21 protein-coding genes are annotated in these 23,329 nt (G+C 53.9%); 9 read left to right on the top strand and 12 right to left on the bottom strand.

Annotated elements, in window-relative coordinates:
- Window positions 1–468 precede the first annotated feature (468 nt).
- Window positions 469–2,184: an arylsulfatase gene (locus ABEA92_RS21105; protein ID WP_345685907.1), complete on the top strand. Its 1,716-nt coding sequence runs from the start codon at window positions 469–471 to the stop codon at window positions 2,182–2,184.
- A gap of 286 nt (window positions 2,185–2,470) precedes the next feature.
- Here the strand turns inward: ABEA92_RS21105 and ABEA92_RS21100 are convergent, their stop codons facing one another.
- Genes ABEA92_RS21100 through ABEA92_RS21090 form a run of 3 tightly spaced genes read right to left on the bottom strand, consistent with a single transcriptional unit; the run spans window position 2,471 to window position 3,514 of the window.
- Complete coding sequence (locus ABEA92_RS21100; protein ID WP_345685905.1) at window positions 2,471–2,845, bottom strand: VapC50 family PIN domain-containing toxin; 375 nt, start codon at window positions 2,843–2,845, stop codon at window positions 2,471–2,473.
- A gap of 3 nt (window positions 2,846–2,848) precedes the next feature.
- Window positions 2,849–3,040 carry a hypothetical protein gene (locus ABEA92_RS21095; protein WP_345685903.1) on the bottom strand — a complete coding sequence of 64 codons (192 nt, stop codon included), beginning with the start codon at window positions 3,038–3,040 and terminating at the stop codon, window positions 2,849–2,851.
- A gap of 3 nt (window positions 3,041–3,043) precedes the next feature.
- Window positions 3,044–3,514 carry a helix-turn-helix domain-containing protein gene (locus tag ABEA92_RS21090; RefSeq protein WP_345685901.1) on the bottom strand — a complete coding sequence of 157 codons (471 nt, stop codon included), beginning with the start codon at window positions 3,512–3,514 and terminating at the stop codon, window positions 3,044–3,046.
- A gap of 344 nt (window positions 3,515–3,858) precedes the next feature.
- Between ABEA92_RS21090 and ABEA92_RS21085 the strand changes: the two genes are divergently transcribed.
- The 7 genes from ABEA92_RS21085 to ABEA92_RS21055 all read left to right on the top strand — a co-directional run bounded on the left by ABEA92_RS21085 (window position 3,859) and on the right by ABEA92_RS21055 (window position 9,735).
- Window positions 3,859–4,260, top strand: a complete 402-nt coding sequence (locus ABEA92_RS21085) for a hypothetical protein (protein ID WP_345685899.1) — start codon at window positions 3,859–3,861, stop codon at window positions 4,258–4,260.
- Between the two features lie 122 nt (window positions 4,261–4,382).
- Window positions 4,383–4,931 (top strand): hypothetical protein, encoded by a 549-nt coding sequence (locus ABEA92_RS21080; protein ID WP_345685897.1) that lies wholly within the window; start codon window positions 4,383–4,385, stop codon window positions 4,929–4,931.
- An 874-nt stretch (window positions 4,932–5,805) separates the two neighbouring features.
- Window positions 5,806–6,375: a type II secretion system protein gene (locus ABEA92_RS21075; protein ID WP_345685895.1), complete on the top strand. Its 570-nt coding sequence runs from the start codon at window positions 5,806–5,808 to the stop codon at window positions 6,373–6,375.
- Between the two features lie 149 nt (window positions 6,376–6,524).
- Window positions 6,525–6,911 (top strand): hypothetical protein, encoded by a 387-nt coding sequence (locus ABEA92_RS21070; RefSeq protein WP_345685893.1) that lies wholly within the window; start codon window positions 6,525–6,527, stop codon window positions 6,909–6,911.
- Window positions 6,912–7,102: 191 nt separating this feature from the next.
- Window positions 7,103–7,810 carry a Type 1 glutamine amidotransferase-like domain-containing protein gene (locus ABEA92_RS21065; protein WP_345685891.1) on the top strand — a complete coding sequence of 236 codons (708 nt, stop codon included), beginning with the start codon at window positions 7,103–7,105 and terminating at the stop codon, window positions 7,808–7,810.
- Between the two features lie 15 nt (window positions 7,811–7,825).
- The gene (locus ABEA92_RS21060) at window positions 7,826–8,512 is read left to right on the top strand and encodes a class I SAM-dependent methyltransferase (RefSeq protein WP_345685889.1); all 687 of its coding nucleotides are present in this window, start codon (window positions 7,826–7,828) and stop codon (window positions 8,510–8,512) included.
- A gap of 653 nt (window positions 8,513–9,165) precedes the next feature.
- On the top strand, window positions 9,166–9,735 hold the full coding sequence (locus ABEA92_RS21055; RefSeq protein ID WP_345685887.1) for a DMP19 family protein: 570 nt from the start codon (window positions 9,166–9,168) through the stop codon (window positions 9,733–9,735).
- A gap of 28 nt (window positions 9,736–9,763) precedes the next feature.
- On the opposite strand, the gene ABEA92_RS21050 is transcribed toward ABEA92_RS21055, so the two are convergent.
- From ABEA92_RS21050 to ABEA92_RS21035, 4 genes are all read right to left on the bottom strand, one after another.
- Entirely contained in the window at window positions 9,764–10,276 is a 513-nt protein-coding gene (locus ABEA92_RS21050) for a GNAT family N-acetyltransferase (protein ID WP_345685885.1), read from the bottom strand.
- A 179-nt stretch (window positions 10,277–10,455) separates the two neighbouring features.
- Window positions 10,456–11,199: a hypothetical protein gene (locus tag ABEA92_RS21045; RefSeq protein WP_345685883.1), complete on the bottom strand. Its 744-nt coding sequence runs from the start codon at window positions 11,197–11,199 to the stop codon at window positions 10,456–10,458.
- An 857-nt stretch (window positions 11,200–12,056) separates the two neighbouring features.
- Window positions 12,057–12,521 carry a DUF1569 domain-containing protein gene (locus tag ABEA92_RS21040; protein WP_345686113.1) on the bottom strand — a complete coding sequence of 155 codons (465 nt, stop codon included), beginning with the start codon at window positions 12,519–12,521 and terminating at the stop codon, window positions 12,057–12,059.
- A 327-nt stretch (window positions 12,522–12,848) separates the two neighbouring features.
- Window positions 12,849–13,817, bottom strand: coding sequence for a muconolactone Delta-isomerase family protein (locus ABEA92_RS21035; protein WP_345685881.1), 969 nt, complete (start codon window positions 13,815–13,817; stop codon window positions 12,849–12,851).
- Window positions 13,818–13,834: 17 nt separating this feature from the next.
- Between ABEA92_RS21035 and ABEA92_RS21030 the strand changes: the two genes are divergently transcribed.
- Complete coding sequence (locus tag ABEA92_RS21030; RefSeq protein ID WP_345685879.1) at window positions 13,835–14,029, top strand: hypothetical protein; 195 nt, start codon at window positions 13,835–13,837, stop codon at window positions 14,027–14,029.
- Window positions 14,030–14,055: 26 nt separating this feature from the next.
- Here the strand turns inward: ABEA92_RS21030 and ABEA92_RS21025 are convergent, their stop codons facing one another.
- From ABEA92_RS21025 to ABEA92_RS21005, 5 genes are all read right to left on the bottom strand, one after another.
- A complete protein-coding gene (locus ABEA92_RS21025; protein WP_425572474.1) occupies window positions 14,056–14,343 on the bottom strand; it encodes an alcohol dehydrogenase catalytic domain-containing protein in 288 nt (95 codons plus the stop codon).
- Between the two features lie 905 nt (window positions 14,344–15,248).
- Window positions 15,249–15,614 (bottom strand): response regulator, encoded by a 366-nt coding sequence (locus ABEA92_RS21020; RefSeq protein ID WP_345685877.1) that lies wholly within the window; start codon window positions 15,612–15,614, stop codon window positions 15,249–15,251.
- Window positions 15,611–20,275 (bottom strand): PAS domain S-box protein, encoded by a 4,665-nt coding sequence (locus ABEA92_RS21015; RefSeq protein ID WP_345685876.1) that lies wholly within the window; start codon window positions 20,273–20,275, stop codon window positions 15,611–15,613. Before ABEA92_RS21015 ends, ABEA92_RS21020 begins: the two co-directional genes overlap by 4 nt.
- Window positions 20,272–20,655, bottom strand: a complete 384-nt coding sequence (locus ABEA92_RS21010; RefSeq protein WP_345685874.1) for a response regulator — start codon at window positions 20,653–20,655, stop codon at window positions 20,272–20,274. Before ABEA92_RS21010 ends, ABEA92_RS21015 begins: the two co-directional genes overlap by 4 nt.
- Complete coding sequence (locus ABEA92_RS21005; RefSeq protein ID WP_345685872.1) at window positions 20,633–22,597, bottom strand: AI-2E family transporter; 1,965 nt, start codon at window positions 22,595–22,597, stop codon at window positions 20,633–20,635. Before ABEA92_RS21005 ends, ABEA92_RS21010 begins: the two co-directional genes overlap by 23 nt.
- Between the last annotated feature and the right edge of the window lie 732 nt (window positions 22,598–23,329).

Here is a 23,329-nt window from a genome sequence, read left to right as displayed (position 1 = left end):
GTCCAAGAAGCGCTAGTTAACTATCGCGGTGTCAACTAGCCGATGCAACCGCATCGGCCTTTTTTGCGTTTGATCCCCGGGTTTCCGGGACTTTCGGGCGTTCGACCGTGTTTCTCGCCTCTCTCGCCCAGCCGACGGAGAGACGCTGAAAAGGTACTTTCTGGCAGCTTACCCCTTGGGTCACAACGAATACTCTCGAACTCTCTGAGTTAATAGTCCGGCGCCAGTTAACAACATCGGCCGGTTCCGCGCGATATCGAGAGTATTCCAAAGAAGAGACAGAGGACGACAGAGAGATTGAGATCTGGGCCGGCTGTCAGGCCGCCGCGATTCGCCTCGCTATCTCGCCAGTTGCTCGGATATCGGCTACCAAGACACAATCGTACGTAACTCGAATAGAATGCATTAAAATGGCTGGCTCCGAGCCGGCGTCGAAAACTCAGAAATGAATGGGAACGTAAAATCAACATGAGCATGAAGAGCATCGTTTGGATCGTCGCCTGGCTATCGAGTGTGACGGTCGCTGTTGCCGCCGAGTCCAGGCCTAACGTCATCCTGGTGATGACTGACGACCAGGGCTGGGCGGAAATCGGCTTCCATGGGAATAACGTCCTGAAAACTCCCAACCTCGATCGGTTTGCTGCCGAGGGAACGGAATTGACGAACTTCTACGTATCGCCGATGTGTACTCCGACACGTTCGTCGCTCATGACGGGACGATACCACTTTCGAACCGGAGCGCACGACACGTATATCGGTCGTTCCAACATGAACCCGGAGGAGACGACCATTGCGGAAGTCTTCGCCGGCGCTGGTTACCGCACGGGTATTTTCGGTAAGTGGCACCTTGGTGAAAACTTTCCGATGCGCGCCCAGGACCAAGGCTTTCAAAAAGTTGTCGTTCATGGCGGCGGCGGCATCGGGCAATTTGCCGACTACCCTGGCAACACGTATTGGGATCCGACGCTGCAGTACAACGACACTTTTAAAAAGGCCGAAGGCTACTGCACGGATGTCTTCATTGACGAATCCATTCAATTCATGAAGGATTCAGGCGATCAGCCGTTCTTTTGCTACCTGCCGCTCAATGTTCCTCACTCGCCATTCCACGTCGCGGATGAGTTTCGTGCGGATTACGACAAACAAAACCTTGCAGATCCCGATGGACGGAAATGGGTCGCGCCGATCTACGGGATGATCACTCAGTTCGACGGTGCTTTCGGACGCCTGCTCGAAGCGGTGGAGAAGATGGGCCAGCGTGAGAACACGATCATCATTTTTATGAGCGACAATGGTCCGAACTCGACCTATTTCACTGCCGGATTGCGGGCAAAAAAAGGGAGCGTCTACGAAAACGGTATCCGCTCTCCGTTTGTGATTCAGTGGCCCCAAACACTAGACGGCGGGCGAAAGTTCGATACTCCAGCGATGCACATCGATTTGCTTCCGACGCTGGCAGATGCCTGCGGAATCGGCTTGCCCGCCGATTTCAAAGTGGATGGCAAAAGCATCCTTGGTCTGCTGCATGGTCAAACGCAGGAATTCCAACAGCGTTATCTATTCATGCAGCACAACCGCGCGAATGTTCCTCCAAAGTACAAAAACTGCATGACGCGTCGTGGACCGTGGAAAGTGGTCGGCAATCGAGGCGGGCCAACAGGTTTTGAGCTTTACAACATTGAACAGGATCCTGGTGAGACGCAGGACTTGGCCGACAAGCATCCGGACATCGTGAAAGCCTTCGTTCGAGAATATGAAACTTGGTTCGACGATGTGACGACTCAACTGCGGCGTAACGACGGCATGCCGTATCCCACCGAACTGAATCCCGAACAGAAACTAGACTTCCGATTTACATGGCAAGACTGGTGGGGCGACAAGACGGGGTGGCGCCCCAACAACTATGGCCGATGGCGAATGAGCAACCCCGGGCTGATCGATCGCTTCGATATCTCGATCGTTCCACATCGACAACACCATGGGCAGTCCGCCACGGTGAAGTTCATTTGGATGGACAAAACGATCGTCAAGGAACTTGACGATGTCCCCAGCCAGGTCGAGTTGACGGATATTAGGCTGCCAAAAGGAACCGGATTTATGGAAGCTCAGCTTCTCATCAATGGAAAAGTGCGTGCGGTCCAAGAAGTTCAGATAAGAGCACATTCCACAGCGAAAACGAAGTAGAGGAAGTCGACGCAGCCCACGATGGTCTTTGGCGGCGACCCCAAAGGCGCAGTGGACGGAAGCACGCATGGTAATTCTCTGAACCATTCCGTTTCGAACACGGAAATAGGTGGAATGGACGTACCGCCCCAACGCTTCCCATCGTTTACGTGTGTAGGTGGACGCTTAGCCGCTCCGGCTCCTGGAAAGGAACTCTTGATCGTCCCGCCAGGTCTTTAGGTCCGATACCGCGTTGGGGAATTCGATGCGATCAATTGAAAACCATGAGGGCACCTCGCCATCGGTCTCAGATTAATTGTATCGAACACCTAAGTCCGCCGACGGTTTGTGTCAGTCCTTGCTCATCGAGACAGCCAAGGTATTCCTCTGGCAATCTCGGCGGATTCTTCAGCCTCGCGCGGGTTTGTTTGACGGCGGTCAACACCACGCTGGGTGCCAGATCCAATTGGCTGACAACGAACGAATCGGGGTGGATCGCTTCAATCCCGTACGTACTCAAAGTGTCGTCGGGAAAGTCTTTCAAGTTGTAGGTCACGATTGCATCGGCTCCACACCGGATCGCCGCGGCTAAAACATGCCGATCATCGGGATCAGGTAGATCGAGGGCGTCGATCAACGGTTCGAAGCCAGTCACCAAGGCATCGAGTACATGCGAGTCCATTAACTAACGAGTGCGAGACAGTTGCTCTACCGTCAGATCAGGACGGACTTTCAGAACGCTTCGAGTCCATTCATCGTGGATCATCGACGACCAACGGGCTCGAAACAGCCCGGTCAATGCAAGCTGCATCAGCAGGTCACGAAGCGGTGCCGGAAATAGAACGCAAGCGTCGTAAACAACCGTGAAGTGACTCAAGGCTCAATAACCCATATCGAGCTCTTGGGCCTGGGCCGCCAATTTATCGAGCGCTTGATGACGCTTGCGGTCCATCGACTGTTTGTAGTCCATCAGGTCTTTCAGCAGCACACGTCGGTGAGTGCCAACTTTACGAAACGGAAGTTCGCCCTTTTCCAGCTGCTCAACAAGGAACGGCCGCGACACACCGAGCAAATCCGAAGCCTGCTGTGTCGTCAATTCAGCATGCACGGGGAACATGGTGACCGCATTGCCCTTGGCGAATTCGGTCAGCAAGGCGCCAAGTAGCTGCAGCGCCGACGACGGGATCTGAATCTCGGTTTCCTTTTTTCCCAGCTTGGCGACCAGACGGATGGTGGCCTCACTTTCGTGAGCGACTAAGTCCGCGATAGCGCGGCTGGACGCTTTCGCCAGCTCGGCATCTCCGGGCGTCGGCGAGAGAGTGTTGGGAAGATTGGACAGGGTTGCGTTCATGGTTTTGACCTCCACTACCAGTATATCGGCCAAACGCAATAAAGCAAAAAAACGAAACAAACGAAACCGCGATCAACTACGAAACCGCTGTCTCAAGATCGCGTTTTTGCCGTATTTCCTAGGTTTTGCGGGAATTTACTATTACCCCGCTGTCAAACCCAGCAAACCACGATTTTAGCCTTCGTGGGCAGTAGCGAAATGCTGCTGTCCACATTAAACGTCAAAGGCCGATGCGCACGCATCGGCCTTTTTGCGTTCATTCCCATGTTTTCGGCACTTTCTTGCCACGACTGGTTCGCCACGTTCGCTCTTGTCCCGTCGGGTTTCCGATCGAATCGGCGACGTTGCGGCCCATTGGAAAACCTGGCGATTGCAAGCTGTGGTTCGAAATCAATGCAACCAAGGACGGCGCAACACTAAATGACGACACGCAACATTACCCCGCCGATCCAAACGGGGAACTCGGAATCGACATTGCGGACTTCGCTGAAGAATCGTTGGTTGGACTTGAGCTGTTTCACGCAGGCACGCAGAACGATGACGAAGATTCCTGCGATTCGATCTTTTACTACTACGAACATCAACCGCTTCGCAAGAACTCTGTCCAAATCTTGGATCGCAACGGCGATGCATTCACGGTACGATGGTCGGGTGTGACGCAAGACGTTAATCACTATGACGGAACTAAACCGGAAGCTGGTGTTGAAATCGATGCGACGTTTACGTTGGTCCGCCGTCCAACATGATTTGCGCAGAACAAATGGAGGAGCCGGAGACCTCGGCGCCGTCGGTTGTGAATGGTGAATCAACTTCTCGGTCCCCGTTATCCATATCGTTTGTCCTCTAAAGCATCAAAGCCGCTGATATCGTGCTCAAGTCCTTTCTATCGAGACTATTCGCGAAACCAATCGCTCGGAATGCAAAGGTCCAGGATTTGGAGTCACTTCGGCGCGCGATACAACGATCTTCAATCATCGTTGTTGGTTCGGACATTGGTGCCGGGGTTGATCCCAGTAACCGCTCGGATGACCTACCGAAAATTACCGAGTTCGCCGCACAGCGTAAGTCGTTTGATGGTGCCCACAAATTCGAACTAGACGGCAAGCGGTTCCTACCGATTTTTTTGGACACGACTTCTGCAAAAAACTTTTGCGGTTCGTATGTCGATTTACTATCCGAAATCCATGCATTCCGCCTGTTTCGTATTTCTGGTGCTGCTTTGGCATCGTGCATAGACGACGATGTTTTGGTTTTCAACTCACAAAATAATGACGAGATTGAATTCAGTTGTGAGCAATCTCTCGAATTAAAGGAATGGTTGGCGATGGATGGTCAAAGCGAGACAGATTTTCTGTCGATTGCATTGCCGGTACCCGGTGTCGACCAGGAGATCACCTTCACTCCGAATAAGAATTGACGGACGAACTAAGCGATGCACCTAAGTTACGGAGGCGGCCGGTTTAACAATGGAGACTTATTCGCCGCGACTGGGGGATCGCGGTCGTTCGATTCAAAAATCACGACTCAGGCAACACTCTCCAGGTACAGGTATGGACATCACTCTCGAGGATTTGACCCGAGATCCCCTCTCAAATTACGTCATCGAGCACTATCACGGACTGCTAACGGAGGTCGAACAGAGTGCTGTTTCTGCGCTGAACTTGAAATTCAAGTCCGATCATAGTTCGAGTCCAGGTCTTCGACTTCAATTGATTGAACGCAGAGGATTACTGGCCGATCCTGAAGCTGTGAGAATTTTCGACATGGGTTACGTCAGGGGCAGGAAGGAAGTGCGTGAAAATGCATTGAAGCGTGAGCCGGATCAAATCTTCCTGAACTACTGCAGGAAATGCCAACGTCTATGCCGTACGCCGTTCGCCCGGATGTGCGTTCACTGCGGCTACTGCTGGTACGACATTCCGGTCGAATAACCAATGGATTACGTGGGAGTCGGGCGTCACGCGTTTTGACAGATCAAACTTTTCACGGCCCGCCCCCGTGAATTTCGACGTTCGCCAACGCAGAGCCTCCCGCTTAATGTCGGGGCGATTGGCGATTCAAAGCAAGGCAATTGCGTCTAATGTCGGGCTGCCGATTTCCATTCGCGATCGAATTGATTTCGGACTCCGCGGGCGATACAATCCTCCGGTCGCGAGTGCTCGGCAGTGAATCATGGTTCAACGTGTGTGGCGAACAATGCCGGTGCACCCGAGCAATCTAAAAAACTACTTTATAATGGTCGCTTTTCCGTTCGTGCCGGGTGACCTCAGCCGGTCGCCGGAATGACATCGATGGGTGCCCCAACTCCAAAGGAGTACCGCCGCAATGGTGTGACGCTGATTGAACTTTGCGTCGTGTTCCTTGTCATCGCGACTTGTATCGCTTTGTTGCTGCCAGCAGTGCAGTCGGCCAGAGCCTCTGCACGCAGGACCGAGTGCGCTAGCAATATGCGTTGGCTCCATACTTCTCCAGGACTGTCTTCCGATCGCTTGCCCTGCCCCGACTCGCCCGATGGCTTTGGTTACTTTCGCAATCTCGAAATGGAAGATGATCCGATGGTCGTCAACGCGACGCATTCGACGATACACTGGCTGGAGCACAACGGCGGACCCATTTTCGTTGATCCGGCATCACCTCCGGACATGAATCCAGAGACGTGGTTTACAACCGCGAATATAAACGCCGGATTGGTACTTCCAATCGTGGACAAGTATATTGCTCGCAGTCGGCATGTAGGCGACACCGCAAACTATCTTTTTTTGGACGGGCACATCGAGATTATCGAGTCAAAGGTGATTGAAGGCTGGGCGAAATCTGGTTTCAATTTCACCGAGGCAGGAGCAGGGCTTCCGCCTCATTAGTATCACAGAAGAATCCTTGCGTTGTCGGCGAACAAATCAATGCATGCACGCCGCGGAGTCGGCGGCCGAGAAGCGGTGCGTCTTTTGCCGCGACTGGGTGATTGGCGATGTTCTGCGACTGAAGTGGCGAACCTTGTAAACGAAAACCCATGACGCACGAAAAATCACAACACGTTAGCGACCCGCTCTCATCAGATCGCGGATCTGATGCGAAATTGTTGCTTGTACTTCCCGTGTTTGAAACCGCAATCCTGCTCGGATCGGTGGCCTTCGTACTTGGTATCGTCATTCCGTTCATCTATGCCCACGAAACCATGCGACCGCATCTTGTCCCGCTTCCCGCATACCTCCGGTGGGTCGATATGTACGACCATCGACTCCTTGCTTGTGTCGCCATCGCACTTCCGGCGTCGGTGCTGCTATTCGGATTGGTTGCCAACCACGCCTTTCCGAATCGGATTCGGCGATACTTTCCATGGTGGAAGACGTCACTGCAAAGTGTTCTTCATAAAAATCGTATCGAATGCAACGGATAACTGCGTGGTGATGGCGGAGGGGCGGTGAAACGCTTTTTCGTCTGGTCGTATGTCATTCGCCGCCGCCCGGTTGCGGTAACCGTTCGCCGGCCAATGGAACATGATGGCAGATGCAGCCAAGCAAATCGTTGCACTTGGTGGGGGCGGGGGCTCAATGGATGAATCGCCGCTCTTGGATGACTATATCTTGCATGCATGAAAAAATAGACAAACCAAGAATTTGCTTTATTCCAGCGGCTTCCGGAGATGCCGACAGCTATACGTTACAATTCTATCGCCACTTTGCGTCGACCAACTGCCGTGCATCCGACCTAGAACTTGTGCGACGAAAAGTGAATGATCTTGAGGACTTCGCTTGTTCACAGGACGTCATTTACGTGGGTGGTGGAAATGCGGCCAATATGTTGGCAATTTGTCGAGCCCATGGGTTTGACAAAGCTCTCAACGCAGCTCTCTCTGCTGGCACGATCCTGACTGGCCTCTCAGCCGGATCGATATGTTGGTTTCAGCAGGGTGTTACTGATTTCTTCGGCGCCGAATTGCAGCCGATGAATTGCCTCGGCTTCTTGCTTTGCAGCAACTGTCCGCACTATGATGGCGAGGTTGCACGGCGCCCTACATATCACCAATTATTCTCGAATGGAATGCTGGACGGTTACGCAGCCGATCACGGCGTCGGTCTCCACTTCATCAATGGAATCCTTCAGCACGTCGTCTCATCGCGACCATCAGCGTCGGCCTACAAGGTAGCGTTGCGTGGTGAGACGGTGATGGAGACGCCTTTGAAAACTGGATTTCTCGGCGTTGGAACTCGCGAATCTCGCGATGATGACGAAGCAGCGGTGGTTGCCGTTTTCGAAACAGCAAAGTCGCCGCCGCCGGCAGATCGCAAACCATAACTCAACTGAAATCACTTGACTTATCGTGGAACTCAACAGGAATCGCGAGAACGCTATCTTGCGACCTACGACGCCGAGGAGGCGTCGAGATATGACGCATGGGGCGCCGGGATGACCTCTGCGGATCACGACGCATGCGTTGCTGACCTGAAACGCTGCATTGCGTTGTCTGACAATATGGCGGTTCTCGATGCTGGCAGCGGCACCGGCGCGCTGTGTCTTGCATTGGTGCGTATTGCTGGGCTTCGTATCACTGCACTTGAGCCCTGCTCGGCAATGAATGCCTTGCTCGAATTGAGACCCGAACTCAGATGCGTAACGACTGTTCAAGGCTTCTGTGACCACGCAGATGACCGCCAGCACTTCGACGCGGAATCTTTCGACCTTATTGCTTCACGGCAGCTCGCAAACTGCCTATTTGATCCACTTGCCGCTTTTCGAAATTGGTACTCTTGGCTTCGCCCTGGCGGTGCCGTCGTCGTGATGGACGGTCTATTTGATCGTCACGACTGGTCCGGGACATGGGACGGTGTTGTTGATACGCTACCGCTCTCTGCCTGCCGAACGACAGCGACTGTCCCTTACTTGCTCGAGAACACTGGTTTCCGGATAGACTTTGTTGGGCTGATGGACCACACGAATGCGTTGCCTTCCACACGAACGCAGCGCTACATGGTTGCGGCGACCAAACCGCAGGGGTAACTACCCCGTACACATGCGGACTGGCAAGGACTGATTGACGAGCGGGTATGAATTCCGTTTAAATTGGTGCGTTTCGTTGGGAGGCATCCATGACGCTATACTGCATAGGGCTGGACCGTGGGACTTTGAGGCAACTTCCACATTAGTCTCTGCAGCTGAAAAACTCGATCGTCTCATGCGATTCACCAGACGTATGCCACTCAGTTTGCGACCGCGGTCGTGTCTCCATCGACTTCCTGCACAGCTAGATAAAAGCCAATAATGAACGAACGCTGGACTCAAGCTCTGTGGTTATGGATTGCGATAGTTCTTTCCATGCCTGGATTTGCCGATGATCTTGACAATAGGATGGCGCGTCTCGCACCTCACGCGTGTGGCGTCGCCCTGGCAACGGTTGAGTTTGGCGGCGGTCGAGAACGACGACGCGACATAGTCAATCGACAGACGTTAAACGTCGAGCCAATCGTGGTCGAACCTTGGCTCGGTCAATGGTGCCCCATTTCGAGTAGGAGTATGAGTACCGGCTAGCGGAGGAAATTCTCGATACCGACAAAAATTATCTTCACGAAGTTCTACGGGTAATCAATGAGTTCAATCTGCAAATCGAGCGGAATGCGGTCAGGTCACTGATTCTGACTTACGTCGACCGAGACATGAAGTATCCGAGCAACTACGCTTTGGGCGAGTCGCTCGCATTGCTCGGCAAATACAAGATGGCGGAGGATATCGCTGTCCTGGAGGAGTACAGCAATCACTCCGACGATCATGTGTCCGAAGGGGCTGCCCGAGGGTTGATAGCCAGTCACGGCCTGCAAAACTTCGAAGACCGGATTTGGGAACAAGAGAAATCCGGCGGCTGGGAGTCCCTGAATAAAGAGCAGCAAATGTACTTGGCAGTGTTTTGGCTGGATGCCGAGGTCAACAATGGCGGGCATTCTCAGTACTTTTTCAACTCGGCAGGCAACAACTGGCAAGTCGCTCGCGAGGGTCTTAAGGCGATGGGATCGACGGAGCGGTTACCGATATTTGAAGGCGTCTTGAGCTTGTTTGGGGACGAGAAACCGTTCCCTGATCGAGAGAAGCGACAGGAGCAACTGGCTGCGGTGTACGCGAACAACGAGAAGGCATTCGACGAATACGACTCGAAGTTCTACGCAGCAAATGAGAGCGTCGAAGTTCTGTCACGACGATTCGTGATTCAAAACGCAGACAAGTTCAGATAGATGCACGGCAAACGGAAATGCAGCACTCCTATCCGCCGCGTCGGGAGGCGAGATTGAGCGTCATTAGGATTCCCTGCAGTTCGCGATTACGGTCAGTGCTAACACACTCTCCAGTAGAAAGAAATCCTTGGTTTTCATAGAACTTGATGGCCCTGCCGTTGGTGTTTGTGACCGACAGATTCAGGTGATGGATGCCTACTTCGGCGGCCCAGATTCGAAGTTGCCCCAGTAGCATTGACGCTGCGGGCGAACCTCGATGATCGGGGGCAACCCACATCTGCACGATCTCACCAGAGGCGGTATCTTGATCGCGGTACAATGCGGCTAATCCGACACACTTCTCCGCGGCAAAGGCAAGTTGAGTATTGCGATCGATTCCATGACTGGTGGAAAGAAGCTGATCTCTCCACGAAGCATGATCTCTTTTGATCGCAGCTTCGTAGGTTGAGCCGAACGCATCAGGGCAATCTTGAAGTGCGCGAAGCCGGATGCTTCGAAACAGGTCGACATCTGCGTTCGTTGCTCTGCGACAGGAGATCATGAAGTTCCATTCGAATAACGTTTGACGTTACGCCGATCCGGCGGTTGACGTTGTGATGGCCGAGTTTAGCAAGGCCGGATGCGCGGTGCACGTCGTGGGTAGATGCCGTGAACCGGGCTGCCGCCTGAAAACATTGTTATTCAAAATCGCCTTATCGGCCGCTCCGGTTCACGGCATGATTACCCCGGGTTTTCGTTGCCGATTATTCTTAGAACGCGACTTGACGCACTCCGAATTATTTTCCCAATGAAATACCCTAGCCTTTTCAAAACTAACCAGGAACATCTCGTCGCAAATGTCCTGTTGCAATTGAGACGAAGAAAAGATCGAACTTGAATTGAATGATAGAAATCCGAAAAGGTAATGATCTTAAACCAGATGTTACCGAATTCGCCTTGCCTATCGCATTCGAGCATTACTTTAAGGATTTCTGAATACCAGCGTTCTCGAAAGTTTTCTCCAGCCTCAGTGTATTGACTAGTAGCTGAATCGATGAGCAGGTCGTGATACTTCTTGCCGATTGCCTCAAGATATTGGAGCGATTTTTCAAACTCGTTTGGCGGAAGAAACCCGCTCCACTCGACGTGAGTAAATCTCTGGGTCAATGAGTCTCTGTCTTCATGAGTAGATTCACGTCCAACGCAAGTGATAAAATGTAGATTTCCGAGATCTTCTGCAGGTTCCAGAGCAAAGCCAAACAAGTCATTGTCGCATTGCAATGCCGCAAGATGTGTTCTCAATTCATCACGAAACGCCGCTTTCCAAAGCAGAAAGTCCGACTCCAGTTCACTGTTCATGGAATCTAAATCGAGTTCACTGTTCATCTCATTGGCGTTTTTCTTCACCGTTCGGTACATCCCCCGAGATATTTGTAAGTATAGAACCAGAGCAATTAAAGCAACTCCCATTGCGATGTTTAACATTGGAACAAGGTACTTACAGGTGAGATATTTAGTTGTTAGATTGCGACTACATTAGTTCGGTAGCGACCGCGTAACCGAGAACGTGCGAAAAAGTTTCTAACAGCCAAATCGCTCAGCTAGCGTCCTTCGGGCGAGTAGAACGGAGTCTCTCGGATGTTAGGATACGCTTTGTGTTCACGGTTTGCCACAGATTTCTCCTTGTGGTGTCACAATATTTGATCCTTGTCCAATTGATCACCGAACCCTCTCAGGACCGGACTGGCGCATCCGGCTCCCAGCCGACACCTCTCACCTGGCATCACTTCGCACTCCCCATCGCGATCAAGTCCACAATACGAGCACTCCGATGCATAAAACTTCGCCTGACTCGTGGCGAACACTGCAGCTAAGCGTCTGCCCGCGAATCACTCTGATCATCGCGAATGAGCGACGCGTGACGGAATTGCGAACAGGAAAATGATTGACAGAAATATGAAAACCGAAAAATAGAGCACTCGCTTCTCGGCCTGCAAAATTTTCTGTCGCAACAATCTTTCAGTCTTGAATCCACGATTCCCTATCAACACGGATGTTGAAGCGTTCGTCAGGGATAATCGAGCAAGCATGGCGCAGCGGAGCTTCTCGCTCCTCATCCACGCCAGGACGCTCGCCCCGGCAGCCCTTCTATTCGCGAATTCGAGCCAAGTACGACGCAGCCAACACGACGCTCGACAACATCAAACATTGGTCGCGGGCCGATGGATTGTCGGCCGCGGCTGCGAATAGCCCCGATGTGAGGCGGACACTCCGCAACCTTTCCCTTTCCGCGTCAAACTTCGCATTCACACCAAATTGGTCGACACGATTATTGATGGTGATTAGACGGTTTTTGAACGAGATACGTGGGGCACTGCAAAACTCAAATGATGAGCGCAGTGCCACTGTTGCAATTGAAGCCACTGCTCCCGGTTTAACCGCCCGAGCATCGGATAGGTCTCAACGAATTTGGTGTCGGGCTGCATTAGGGTATCGCAAAGTTGATAAAAGCGATTTGCACAGGAATCTTCATCAAGATTTGCGGAGGGCTGGATCTCCTTTGGAGCCTTTCCACGCAATTTCGACGGCTTCCCAACACGCAACGTGCGGCTGAACATCACTCGAAACAGTGGCCGCAAAAGAACAGGGAACGTGAACTCAGCACCGGTGAGCGTCATCTGCAACGAAAGATTCAGGTGGTCGAGAATCTGGGCAAGACTCCATTGCTCGGTCAACTCATTGCCAACTTGACGCAAGTGACGAACGTCCTCGCAAGCGGCGTTCAAATTGGGGAAGTACAGATCCATTCGTCGTTGAGGCATTCAGAGTTCTCTTTCTATGTTTCCTGTAACAGGTCAATGCAGATTGAAAGTGGTAATTGGCCGTCAAAGATAGTATCCGTTATACCGACCGGATAGGACGACCTCGTTAAGTCCCGAGAGTATGTTCGTTGGCAGCCTTTGGTGTCAAGGAAACGGATCGATCGTGGGTTGCATCAAATTCACTCGTGTAAATGTCAAGTTCTGAAAAATGATGGCTGGATAAACTGAGACGTAGCAATCCGCCATCAACCTTACGCATCTTTCGGCGCGGCTTTCGTGCCAGATGCAATATTTTTCGTTTGCAACGTGTCGCTATACGGGCTTATGAAGCTTGGTGACTTCAGTCTCAAGGTAGTCTGCTAACGGCAGTTGTCCGAACCAGTCCTGGACCTCCGCAGCGTCGGTCGCACGCAACGTCATGAAGACTCGCGGATTCGGATCGTCCATTTCCGAACGAGCAAACTCGAGCAGCCGTCCATCGCGTCGCCATTCGTCGATCATTTTGTGTTCGGCGGGTACCAGTCGATGAAATTCCTCGTCGAATGGTTTGACGAATCGAACGACCACCTGAAATCGGTTTTTCGTATTGACGCTAAAGCGAGGAAAATCCGCAAGGGGCGGGAGCGTCAACAGAGCTTCATCGAAAAGCGACTCCATCCTTCGATCAAGTTCCTGCAATTGCTCTCGGCGGCCCTCATCGCCGATGTGAGCGGGTGACCAGGCAACGAAGGGATCCAGTGGACGAAACCCGTTGAACCAAAAAATGCCGTGCTGAATAGGTGTCATCATTCGATCGAGTGCTGGGTTCACTCCCCAGCCACCATACGTCGCTTCACCCCCGCCGGTCGTCATTAGGACTAGACCGCGCTTGATACCTCCGCCAATGCCGCCTTCGAACAACTTGGGACCACCGTAAATTCGCCCAGCTGCCAAAACGCGGTCGGCCCAACCTTTCAAAATGGCGGGCATCCTAAACCACCAAAGTGGAAAGCTGAAGATGACTGCGTCGGCAGCTTCGAGCTTTTGCATCTCAGCTTCCACGTCAGGAGCGAACCCATCGTTTTCGGTTGCGTGAACTTCTTCGGCCTGTTGCTTGAGATAACCGGAGTCCTTGGTCGTCGTGAAGTTGCGGCGGTCCGAGACGGGATCAAATTTCAACGCGTACAGATCGCTGAAGGTGACTTCGTGACCGAGCGAAAGAAGTTTCTCCTTAGCGCGTTTTGCAAGCGACGACGAAAAACTTTGTGGCTCATGGTGAGCGTGAACAATTAGAACTTTCATAGGGAATCTCAATAGATATGGGCAAGACGGCAGTATTAATATCAGTGAAAGAAAATGAACGGGCCAGCGTGTGGCCGTTCCTTTCCGCGGACGATTGGCTCGGGGCAAATGCGCTGCGCAAACACCCAGCCTCGCTGGTGCATGTCGATGCCGGTCAGGGTTCCCCCTTTTCGGTCATTGACTTCGTTACACGTTTCTTGGCGGACGATTAAGCTTTGGTAGGGGAAAGGATCATGGGTTAAACCTCACCGGTCGAGTAGTCTTCTACACTCCGGTGTTTTGCCAGTTGCAGCGCGACATGGGCCACTCCGCCAACCGTTCCGGCGAAGTCGATCCCGAGAAGGGCTGGCGTATCCGGCGACAAAGGTAAGTCCTTCCCCCTGTGGCGAATCATCGTGTCGACCGTGTTCACGCTCGAAGCGGCGATCTTGACCAACACGTGGCCAGATTTCACGTCGGGTTTCGCAACATCGGCTGCTTCAAAAGTTGCAATTTCGCCATAGGCGTTAATGAGCATCGCTTTCATTTTGTTTCTCCTGTTTGTTTGAAACTGTGTGTCTTTGGCCGTCTCCATGCACATAATACGAGTACGACTGCAACGAACAAGTACGCACATTTCGGATACGTAGGCACGAAATGGATACCAAGAAAAAGCCCCGGCACACCAGTTATTTGCTGCCCGCCTGTCCCTTTGAAGCGACGTTGGCGGGAAGTGGTAAGGGATCGTACTTTTCTATTGGCTCGACGGCCGGCTTGGTTTCAGTGAACTCAAGCGGAAGATCGGTTGTGTCACACAGCGGATGCTGACAATTAGGTCATTTTGCGGTTCCGTGACATCGCAGGCGTGATGACCGTAGTGTCAAAGGATTAGTTGCTCTAATCGCGATCTTCGAAAGTTGCTGGCGACCGCACCGGAGCTGGCTTGCCATTCGGTTTTTTAGCGTCGATTTGTAATTGAAATCTCAATCCAGTCGACTCAAACAGATACCGTTAACTTTGCCAACTTAACCGAGTCAATCAGCCGACTTCCTTGCGGTTAAGGAACCGTTCGGAAATTACTTCGTCATTTCAAAATGTTTCCCGAATGACATGAACCCTCCGGTAGCGTTAGGGCGTGCCGCTAGAGCTTTACTGGAATGAGCGTAGCTCGGCCAGCTTTAAAGGTAGTGGACGAGGCTACGATCCGAGCGTTGGATGTAGTGGACGAGGCTACGAGTCCCAGCGACTTATTGGCACGACGGGACTCGTTGCCTCGTCCACTACAGAGTAAACACTTCACCCGCGTGGTTTGTAACAAAACTCGAATGACGAAGTTATTTCCGAACAGTACCCAAGTTGATTAGCGGCTCGAAGCGAACCTTGGCGAAACCGTCGATGCTTCTCTATCGTCCCCGGCGTGCACCGCGTATCCGTTTCGCTCATCGAAGCTCTTCATCGCTTCAGAAGTGCTTCGATCTGTTCGACTAATCGGTCGAATTCGACCGGTTTCGTGTGATAATCCTTACACCCAGCAGCCAACGATTTTTCTCGATCACTGTCCATCGCGTGTGCGGTCAGCGCAATGATCGGGATATCCTGGGTGCCTTCGTGTGCAAGGATTCGTCGTGTGGCCTGCCAGCCATCCATTACAGGAAGACTGATATCCATCAGGATCAAGTCCGGGTGATCAAGCTCGGCACGCTGTACCCCCTGCTGCCCATCGGTGGCGATTAGCACCTCGTATCCACGACGTTTTAGCCGTCGCGAGAGCATGTCCCAGTTCTGTTCGTTGTCTTCAACCAGGAGCAACTTATTCATATTCGAGTTACCTCGTCGGACGATTCAGCGAGATCATTTTGATTCGGCGGCGGTTGATGTTGAAATTCAGAAAGGATTCGCCGAAGTTCCATCTGTAGATCTTCGCATGTCCATGACAGTTTATTAAAAACCTGCTCCACCTTGCCGCTCAGTTCGGTCCGTTCCTCTGGGGTTAAATCGCGTGCCGTCAATACGACCACCGGTATATCCTGCATTTCGGGAAGTTTGCGCAGATGATCGAGAAACTCAAATCCGTCCATCACGGGCATCACCAGATCGAGCAGTATTAGCTGGGGCGGCTTTTCGCCGATGCGGTCCAGCGCAACTTGGCCGTTTTCGGCTTCGACCACGAACACATCCAAATCTTGAAAGACCTTCCGCACCGAGGCCCGTGCGACCTCGTCGTCGTCGATCACCAGCACGTTATCGACAAGATGTTGAATCCGCAACTTCCGAAGCACCTCAGCGAGTCGGGGGCGATCGATCGGCTTTGTGAGATATTCCGCGGCCCCCAATGCGTATCCGATGCCTTTTTCGTTGACGACCGTCAACATAATGACCGGAACGTCGGTAAGTTGTGAATCGGCTTTCAGCGCCGCGAGTGTGGCCCAGCCGTCGAGCCGAGGCATCATCACGTCAAGCGTGATGACGGCGGGCAGGTGAGCTCGCGCATGGACCAACGCTTCGTCTCCGTTTGCAGCCAATTCGACACGGAATCCCTGACGGCGGAAGAAGCGTGTCAGCAGGTCACGGGCGGCCGGGTCATCGTCCACGACCAATGCGACCGGAGCCCCCTCGTCGTCCGTGGTCCTGTCATCCTCCGTATTTTCGATCGCCGGGATTTGCGGGCTCTGAGCCGTCGGTAAACGAATCGTGAACACCGATCCGCAGCCTGGTTCGCTGCGGACGCTGACCTCTCCTCCCATCAACTGACAGAAACGTCGTGTCAGGGCCAGACCGAGTCCCGTTCCGCCAAAGCGGCGGGTCGTCGAATCATCGGCCTGGATGAAAGGTTGAAACAGCCGATCGAGTTGTTCGTCGGTCATCCCGATTCCGGTATCGGCGACGCAAAACGTGATCCAGCTTTCGTTGTCCACGTCATCTCGCTCGACCGTCAAGCGAATCTCTCCGTCGGAACTGAATTTTGCTGCATTGCTCAGCAGGTTATACAGCAACTGTTTGACTTTAGTGACATCCGCATACATGGTCCCCACTTCGGCAGCGATCTTGACTTCCAGTCGGTTATCGTTGATCCGTACGAGTGGCTCTACCGTGGCCGCAATTTCTCGGAGGATCGTCGCGATGTCGAAAGTCTCGTTATAAATGGTCATCTTTCCGGCTTCGATCTTGGACAGATCGAGCAAATCATTGATCAGCGAGAGCAGGTGTCTGCCGGCGGAATGAATCTTCTGTAGGTCGGGCAGTAGTTCCTCGTGTCCCAGGTCCTGAGCGTCTTCCTGCAGCATTTCGCTGTAGCCGAGCACGGCGTTCAGCGGGGTGCGTAGTTCGTGACTCATGTTGGCTAGAAAGTGACTTTTTGCTTGGTTGGCGATTTCGGCGGCATCCTTGGCCTCCTGCAGATCATACTGGGTGCGAAGGCGTTCGGTGATATCCGAGAATGCGACTACCGCGCCTTCGACCTCTCCGTCTTCAATGATCGGCGAGGCCACGCAGGCGACGGGAAACGAGGTCCCGTCATTTCTCCAGAAAACCTGGTCCTCAAGTCTGACGACTTCTCCGGTCTCTAGCGCGCGGAAGATCGGACAATCGGCCACCGGGTAGGGGGCGCCGTCTGGAAAGCTGTGATGCATTAGCGAATGTGCAGACTTCCCAAGCACCTCGGAATCGTCTAGTCCAAGAATCGCAGTTGCCGAAGGATTGACGAACGTCAAATTGCCGCGGAGATCCATACCATAGATTCCTTCGGCGGTGCTTTCCAGCAACAGCTTGTTGTAGCGGGCCAGTCGTCGCTGGGTCTTTTCGGAGCGAATCCGCTCGGTAATGTCATTCTGCATGCCGATGAAGTGAGTCAGCCGGCCCAGGTGGTCGCGTACGGGCGAGATCCGAAGCTCATTCCAGAATAGAGCCCCATCCTTGCGATAGTTCTTGATGACAACGCGGCATTCGGTGCCATTGCTCACGGCGTCGCGGAGCTGAGAAACCGCCGCCGGTTCCGTCCCCCGTCCTTGCAGGAACCGACAGTTCCGTCCAATCACCTCCTCGGCGGAATAACCTGATAGCTGTTCGAACGGCCGGTTAACATAGATCAGCGGACAATCCGGTTGACGCGCGTCGGAGATGACAATCCCCGTATTGGTCTGTTCAAGGGCGACCTTCAACAACAGCAGTTCCTCGGTCGCTTGCTTACGCTCCGTAATGTCGATCAACAGCCCGTCATACGCGACTGCTCCGGTAGGAAGCTTCTGCAACCGAGCCGCCCCATACACCCAGCGATGCTGGCCCGAGGGAAGCTGAATGCGGCCCTCCCACTTCCACGGTCTCAGATCCTCTGCCGCCTCGGACATCGACTGATCGAAAGACAGGCGATCTTCGGGATGAATCGCATCGATCAATTTCTGCGGATCGGCCGCGATCTGTTCCGTGTCGGTCTCTAACAACTCGCGTGCCCCCTCGCTGATATACGGCAGACGCAGCTGCCTGTCGGAGCTTCGAATTGCCTGAAACACCAGTCCGGGAACATTCGCTGCAATCCGCTGCATGCGTTCTTCACTTAACACCAACGCGGCTTCGGCCAGCTTGCGATGGGTAATATTTTCATGAGAGATCACTGCCCGTGTAGCGCCAGCGCCGGCAAACCGGGTGACACGGGCGGTGAACCATCGTTTTTGAGCGGGAGCATGACAGGGATATTCGATCTCAAAGTGCCCTCGATCTCCCGCCAGGACCGCACGAATACCAGCTGCAACTTCAGCGGCTTCGGCACTGTGCCGAGCGGCCGCGTGATCACAGACTTGCAGATAGTTTGCACCGACGCCTATGCCGACGGAATCGCGTGCCTGGTTGGTCTCTGCAAATTCGCGCCAGGCTCGATTCGTGGCGAGAATTTCCCCGGTCTCGTCAATGATCGCAATTTGGGATGCAAGACCGTCAACCGTCCCCACGGCGAACCGCTCCATCTCCTGCCGCTCCTGTTCGGCTTGCTTGCGTTCCACCAGCTGCCCGATCTGTAGTGAAACGCTGACGAGCTGATCGATGCGTTCCTGATCAAAAGGCAATGCTTTGCGGTCAAAAAATGTAATCGCGCCGTACACCTTACCATCGATCATGATCGGAACCCCGATACCCGAGTGCAGACCTTCCTGTAGGGCGGTTGCAGTTCGTTGGAACAAATCTTCGCTTGCGATCGATTCGATCCAAACGGGACTCGCATTCTGCCAAATCCGGCCTGGTAATCCTTCGCCGGGTCGGAAACGGCTGCGATGTGTCGCCTCGCTGAATGCCGACTGGGTCTGCGGATACTGGCTCATACAGCGGAGCTGCTGGTGTTCCGCATCGATCGTCCATAACTCGCCCGCACTCCAATCGAGGCAGCGGCAGATGACTTCCAGCATCGGAGGTGCTGCCTGCTCGAGAGAGGTCGATTCTGCTAGAATCCGCGTGACCCGATGTTGAGCATCCCAGCGCATCTGCGCCGCTTGACGACGGGTGACGTCGCGGAGGATGCCGGTAAAATAAGTGCGTCCCTCTCGCTCATATTTGCCAAACGAGATCTCCAGCGGTATCGGCGAACCGGAGCGGTGTCGTCCCATCACCTCCACGCCGGTCCAGGGGATCTGCGGCTGGCCGGTCTCGAGGTATCGACGCAGTCCCTCGCGGTGACGATCTTGCAGTTCAGGCTGCATTAGCGCGGTGATCGACTGCCCAATCAACTCCGCCGCTGGGTAGCCAAAGATCCGCTCTGCTGCCGGATTGACGTAGATAATGCGGCTCAGGTCATCGATCGTGATCAGCGCGTCGGAGGCCGTTTCGGCGACCACTCGGTACCGTTCCTCGCTATCGCGGAGAGCGACTAGGGCCCGTTGACTCTCATCTGTCAACGTTTTCATCTGCATTAGATGTCGACGAAGTTCTAGCTGGCTGACGACCTGCCGGGCCAATCGCTTCAAGGCGGTGATCTGCGCGTCATCGGGCGTCCGGGGCTGAGTATCGATGACACACAGGGTTCCCAACGCGAAGCCGTCCGGTGTCACCAGCGGAGCGCCCGCGTAAAAGCGAACGTGCGGCTCGCCGACGACCAGCGGGTTGTTCGCAAAGCGGACATCCAGATGGGCATCGGGAACCACCAGGACGTCGTCCTGCAGCAGAGCATGGCCACAGAATGCCAATTTACGTGGCGTTTCGCTTGCGTCGAGCCCGACCGTGGCTTTAAACCATTGCCGCTTCTCGTCCACCAGACTGACCAGAGCGATGGGAGTCTGGAAAAGCTGGGCCGCGAGCGATGTCAGATCGTCGAACTCCTTCTCAGGCAGCGTGTCCAGGATCTGGTAGCGACGAAGCGCAGCGAGCCGATCCGATTCATTTTCTGGAATAGCAGCGGGCGAAAATGGAAGCGCGCAAGCGGATAGCTGTTCAAGGTTCTGCGAATCTTTTGAGATTTCGGTATTCGGCGTCGCGGGCTGCGCGTTGTCGTGGGGCGTCATGGGACGTCGCTTCGCAGTTTTTTGAGGATCGTTTCGATCTGGGATACCAACAGCGGCAGTTGCACCGGCTTTGTGTGATATTCGGCGCACCCCGTGGCAATCAGGCGTTCGCGGTTTCCGGGGGCTTCATGCGCAGTCAGCGCGATGATGGGCAGATGTTTCGTGTCGGGAGATTGCTTCAGCAACCGAGCCGCCTCCCAACCATCGACGTCGGGCATATTGAGATCCATCAGGATGAGATCGGGCGACTCGGTCTGCGCCATGCGAATCCCTTCGGCTCCGTTTACCGCTAACACGACATCAAAGCCACGTCGCTGTAGTCGTCTCGAGAGCATATCTCGATTCATCTCATTGTCTTCAATCATTAGAATCCGTGGCATGACCACTCCTTACTAGGCGAGAGGGACTGTTGCTGCGGTTCAGTAGTGCGAGATCCGCAATTTGCTTGTGCGTCTGACCGATCGAAGTCGTCAGGTAACTCGCACCTCGCGATCGCATCTTGACAAGCACCTCGTCAAATCGCTTTTTATTACCCCAATAACCGACGATGATTTTCAAGTCGGGAAACGTCTTTCGCAGCCGCCGACAAAGGTAACTGGCCTGTGGCATTCCGCTCGGTGGGATCACCGCTAGGAAGACGGCATCCCAATGCTGCTGCTGCACCAGATCGACGACCTCGCTCGGAAGTGCCTTGGTCGTCAGTGAATGGACGTAATACCCCTCGGGACCGAGTGCTTGTGCAAGCATCTCCACCGCAAGTTCCTCGGACTTGTGATGCGCCGCGCAGCCGAGAATTCGTAGTGTCGGCTTCTTTGTTGTCGCTTCTGGCGAACACGCCCCGTTTTCCGCGACCGTCGGGCCCGCAGAACCATTCCGGTCGCCCACGGCGGCATCGTTGCGATCTGTCGCCAGCGGCGAACTTTGGCGGTGCAGAAATCCGCCGTCTAACTGCGGTGATGACCTATCGCGATCCGCAAGGATGTCATGTGTGGCCTGCAGCACAAAGGCTTCATCCTCAACCGAAATCTGCTCCCGGTAGCGATCCTTGCGGGCTCGCACGATGGCCGGCATCAGAATTTGATCGCAGATGTGTTGAAATTTGAGCGTGTCCCCTGACTGTTCGTGTGCCAATTCCCTTGCTTCCAATTGATCACGAGCCAGCAGTCGCTGATAAAAACGGACGTGAGGCGGCAGAACAGGTTCGTCCCCCAGCAGCACCACGAAGATCCGGAACCGAGGCACATGCTGACCAAGAACCACGAGGCAAACTGTCAGCGGAGTGGCCATTACAAGGCCGATCGGTCCCCATAGAAGCGTCCAGAATGCGGCGGTCAAGATCAGCCCGACTGCGGAGATACCGACGCTGTGTCCAAACAGCAGTGGCTCAATTACCATGTTGCTGATGAGTTCCAACGCGACGATAAAGGCAATCACTAACAATGGTTGCGTCCAACCTTCAAACGCGACCAAGCTCGTCACGATTGGGAAGATCGCACCCATCCAGGGCCCGACGTACGGGATATATCGCAGCAGCGCCGCCATCAATCCCCATAACAGCGCAAAGGGGACACCCACGACGAACAACACAAGTCCAAGGGCCAGTCCGTAACTAGCGTTGATCAGAAACTGCATCATCAGATACCGGCCAATTCGTCGTCCCGCGTCATCCAGCGCCCGGGTGGTGACTGACAACTGACCATGTCCGAACATCCCAATCAAACGGTTCCGCAGATCCTCGCGGCTGATGAGCATGAAAATGACCAGTACAACCACGAGTGCGGTCGTCCCCAGCGGACCCATCAGCGGACCGACGGTGGCCATCATGTAAGCCCACTGCGACTGCGACTCCGCTTGGACGAGTACCTTGGTCTCGTTCACCTTGGTCTTGTTTTGAGCGTCTCCTTCTACCTCTTCCAATCTCGTGCCAACCCGCTCCAAGGTAGCTTGCAGGTCGGCCATCGCCCCGCTGCCCAACAAACGCCGCAGATCGAAAATCTTGCTCTCTAGATTACTGATATAAGTTTGATTCGCACGCAGTTCGTGAGCGAGATCCCGCAACTGTCCCCCTACGCTCCAGCCGATTCCAGCGAGCACCATCGAGACTAGCAGCACAACGGTCACCACCGCAGGTACGCGTTGGAGCCCGCCACGCTCAAGCATCCGGACAATCGGTTGCAAGAGAAAACTTAAGATGATTCCCAGTGCCAGTGGGATAAAGATCACCTGGCCCAGGTACAGTCCAGCGACCGCGATCGTGGCCAGTACCGCAATCGCCAGTGGCGGCAGCCATCGGGAGATCGGATCTGCATTTTGAATTCCCATCCCTGCCTTCCGTCTCGGTTGAGATTAAAGTACGTGTCTTGGACTGCGGGGCTGTCTACGTCGGAGTCGCATCGACTCGCCAGGAATGGGGTAGATAAACATGTTCACGCCTGAATAGTTCTCGGCTGCATATAGGAACGGTGTAACATGTTCAATGCACAGCGCGTGATGATGCTGTCACGATCCTCGAACCAGACAAAATGAACCCACCACTTCAAAGCACACCCTGTGCCCAATAAAGGGCACGCATACCTTGTGACGCAAATCTCATACCCTCATTCGGGCGTGTTTGCACATTCGAAGTTGAGTGACCTGTTCAGTTTGCTTGAACGGTCCAATTCGCTTGAGCTGGGCAATCCGCTCATGAGCAGGCGGTCTTAGCCATCGAGATTTGGCCCCCGATTTCCTGATGTCCTCAAAAGGAACCTGAGACCCTTACAAGGAATACGGATCGCTTGGTGCAAGTGAGCTATGTCCACGTCGTCGACCCGAAGCGGGCAGCAGGGTTGTGACCGAGAAGCCGTGATCATTGGGTGAGCAAAAAATGGGGTTACCCAATTTGTCCGCGCCACCGCAGTCGTTCCGCCCTAACGATCCAACGCCGGCCTTGGTGCGGCAGCGAAGTTAGGAAGACTAACGCGAAATTCTCTTGAGGCGGACTCGACGTGATGATTGCGGAGCAATCAACGACTATCAAACTTCCGGTAGTGGACGAGGCATCGAGTCCTACGG

Origin of the sequence: Novipirellula caenicola, from assembly GCF_039545035.1 — a bacterium.
GTDB lineage: Bacteria > Planctomycetota > Planctomycetia > Pirellulales > Pirellulaceae > Novipirellula > Novipirellula caenicola.
Note: the sequence above shows the minus strand (reverse complement) of the source record. Positions and strands in the feature narration are given on the sequence as shown.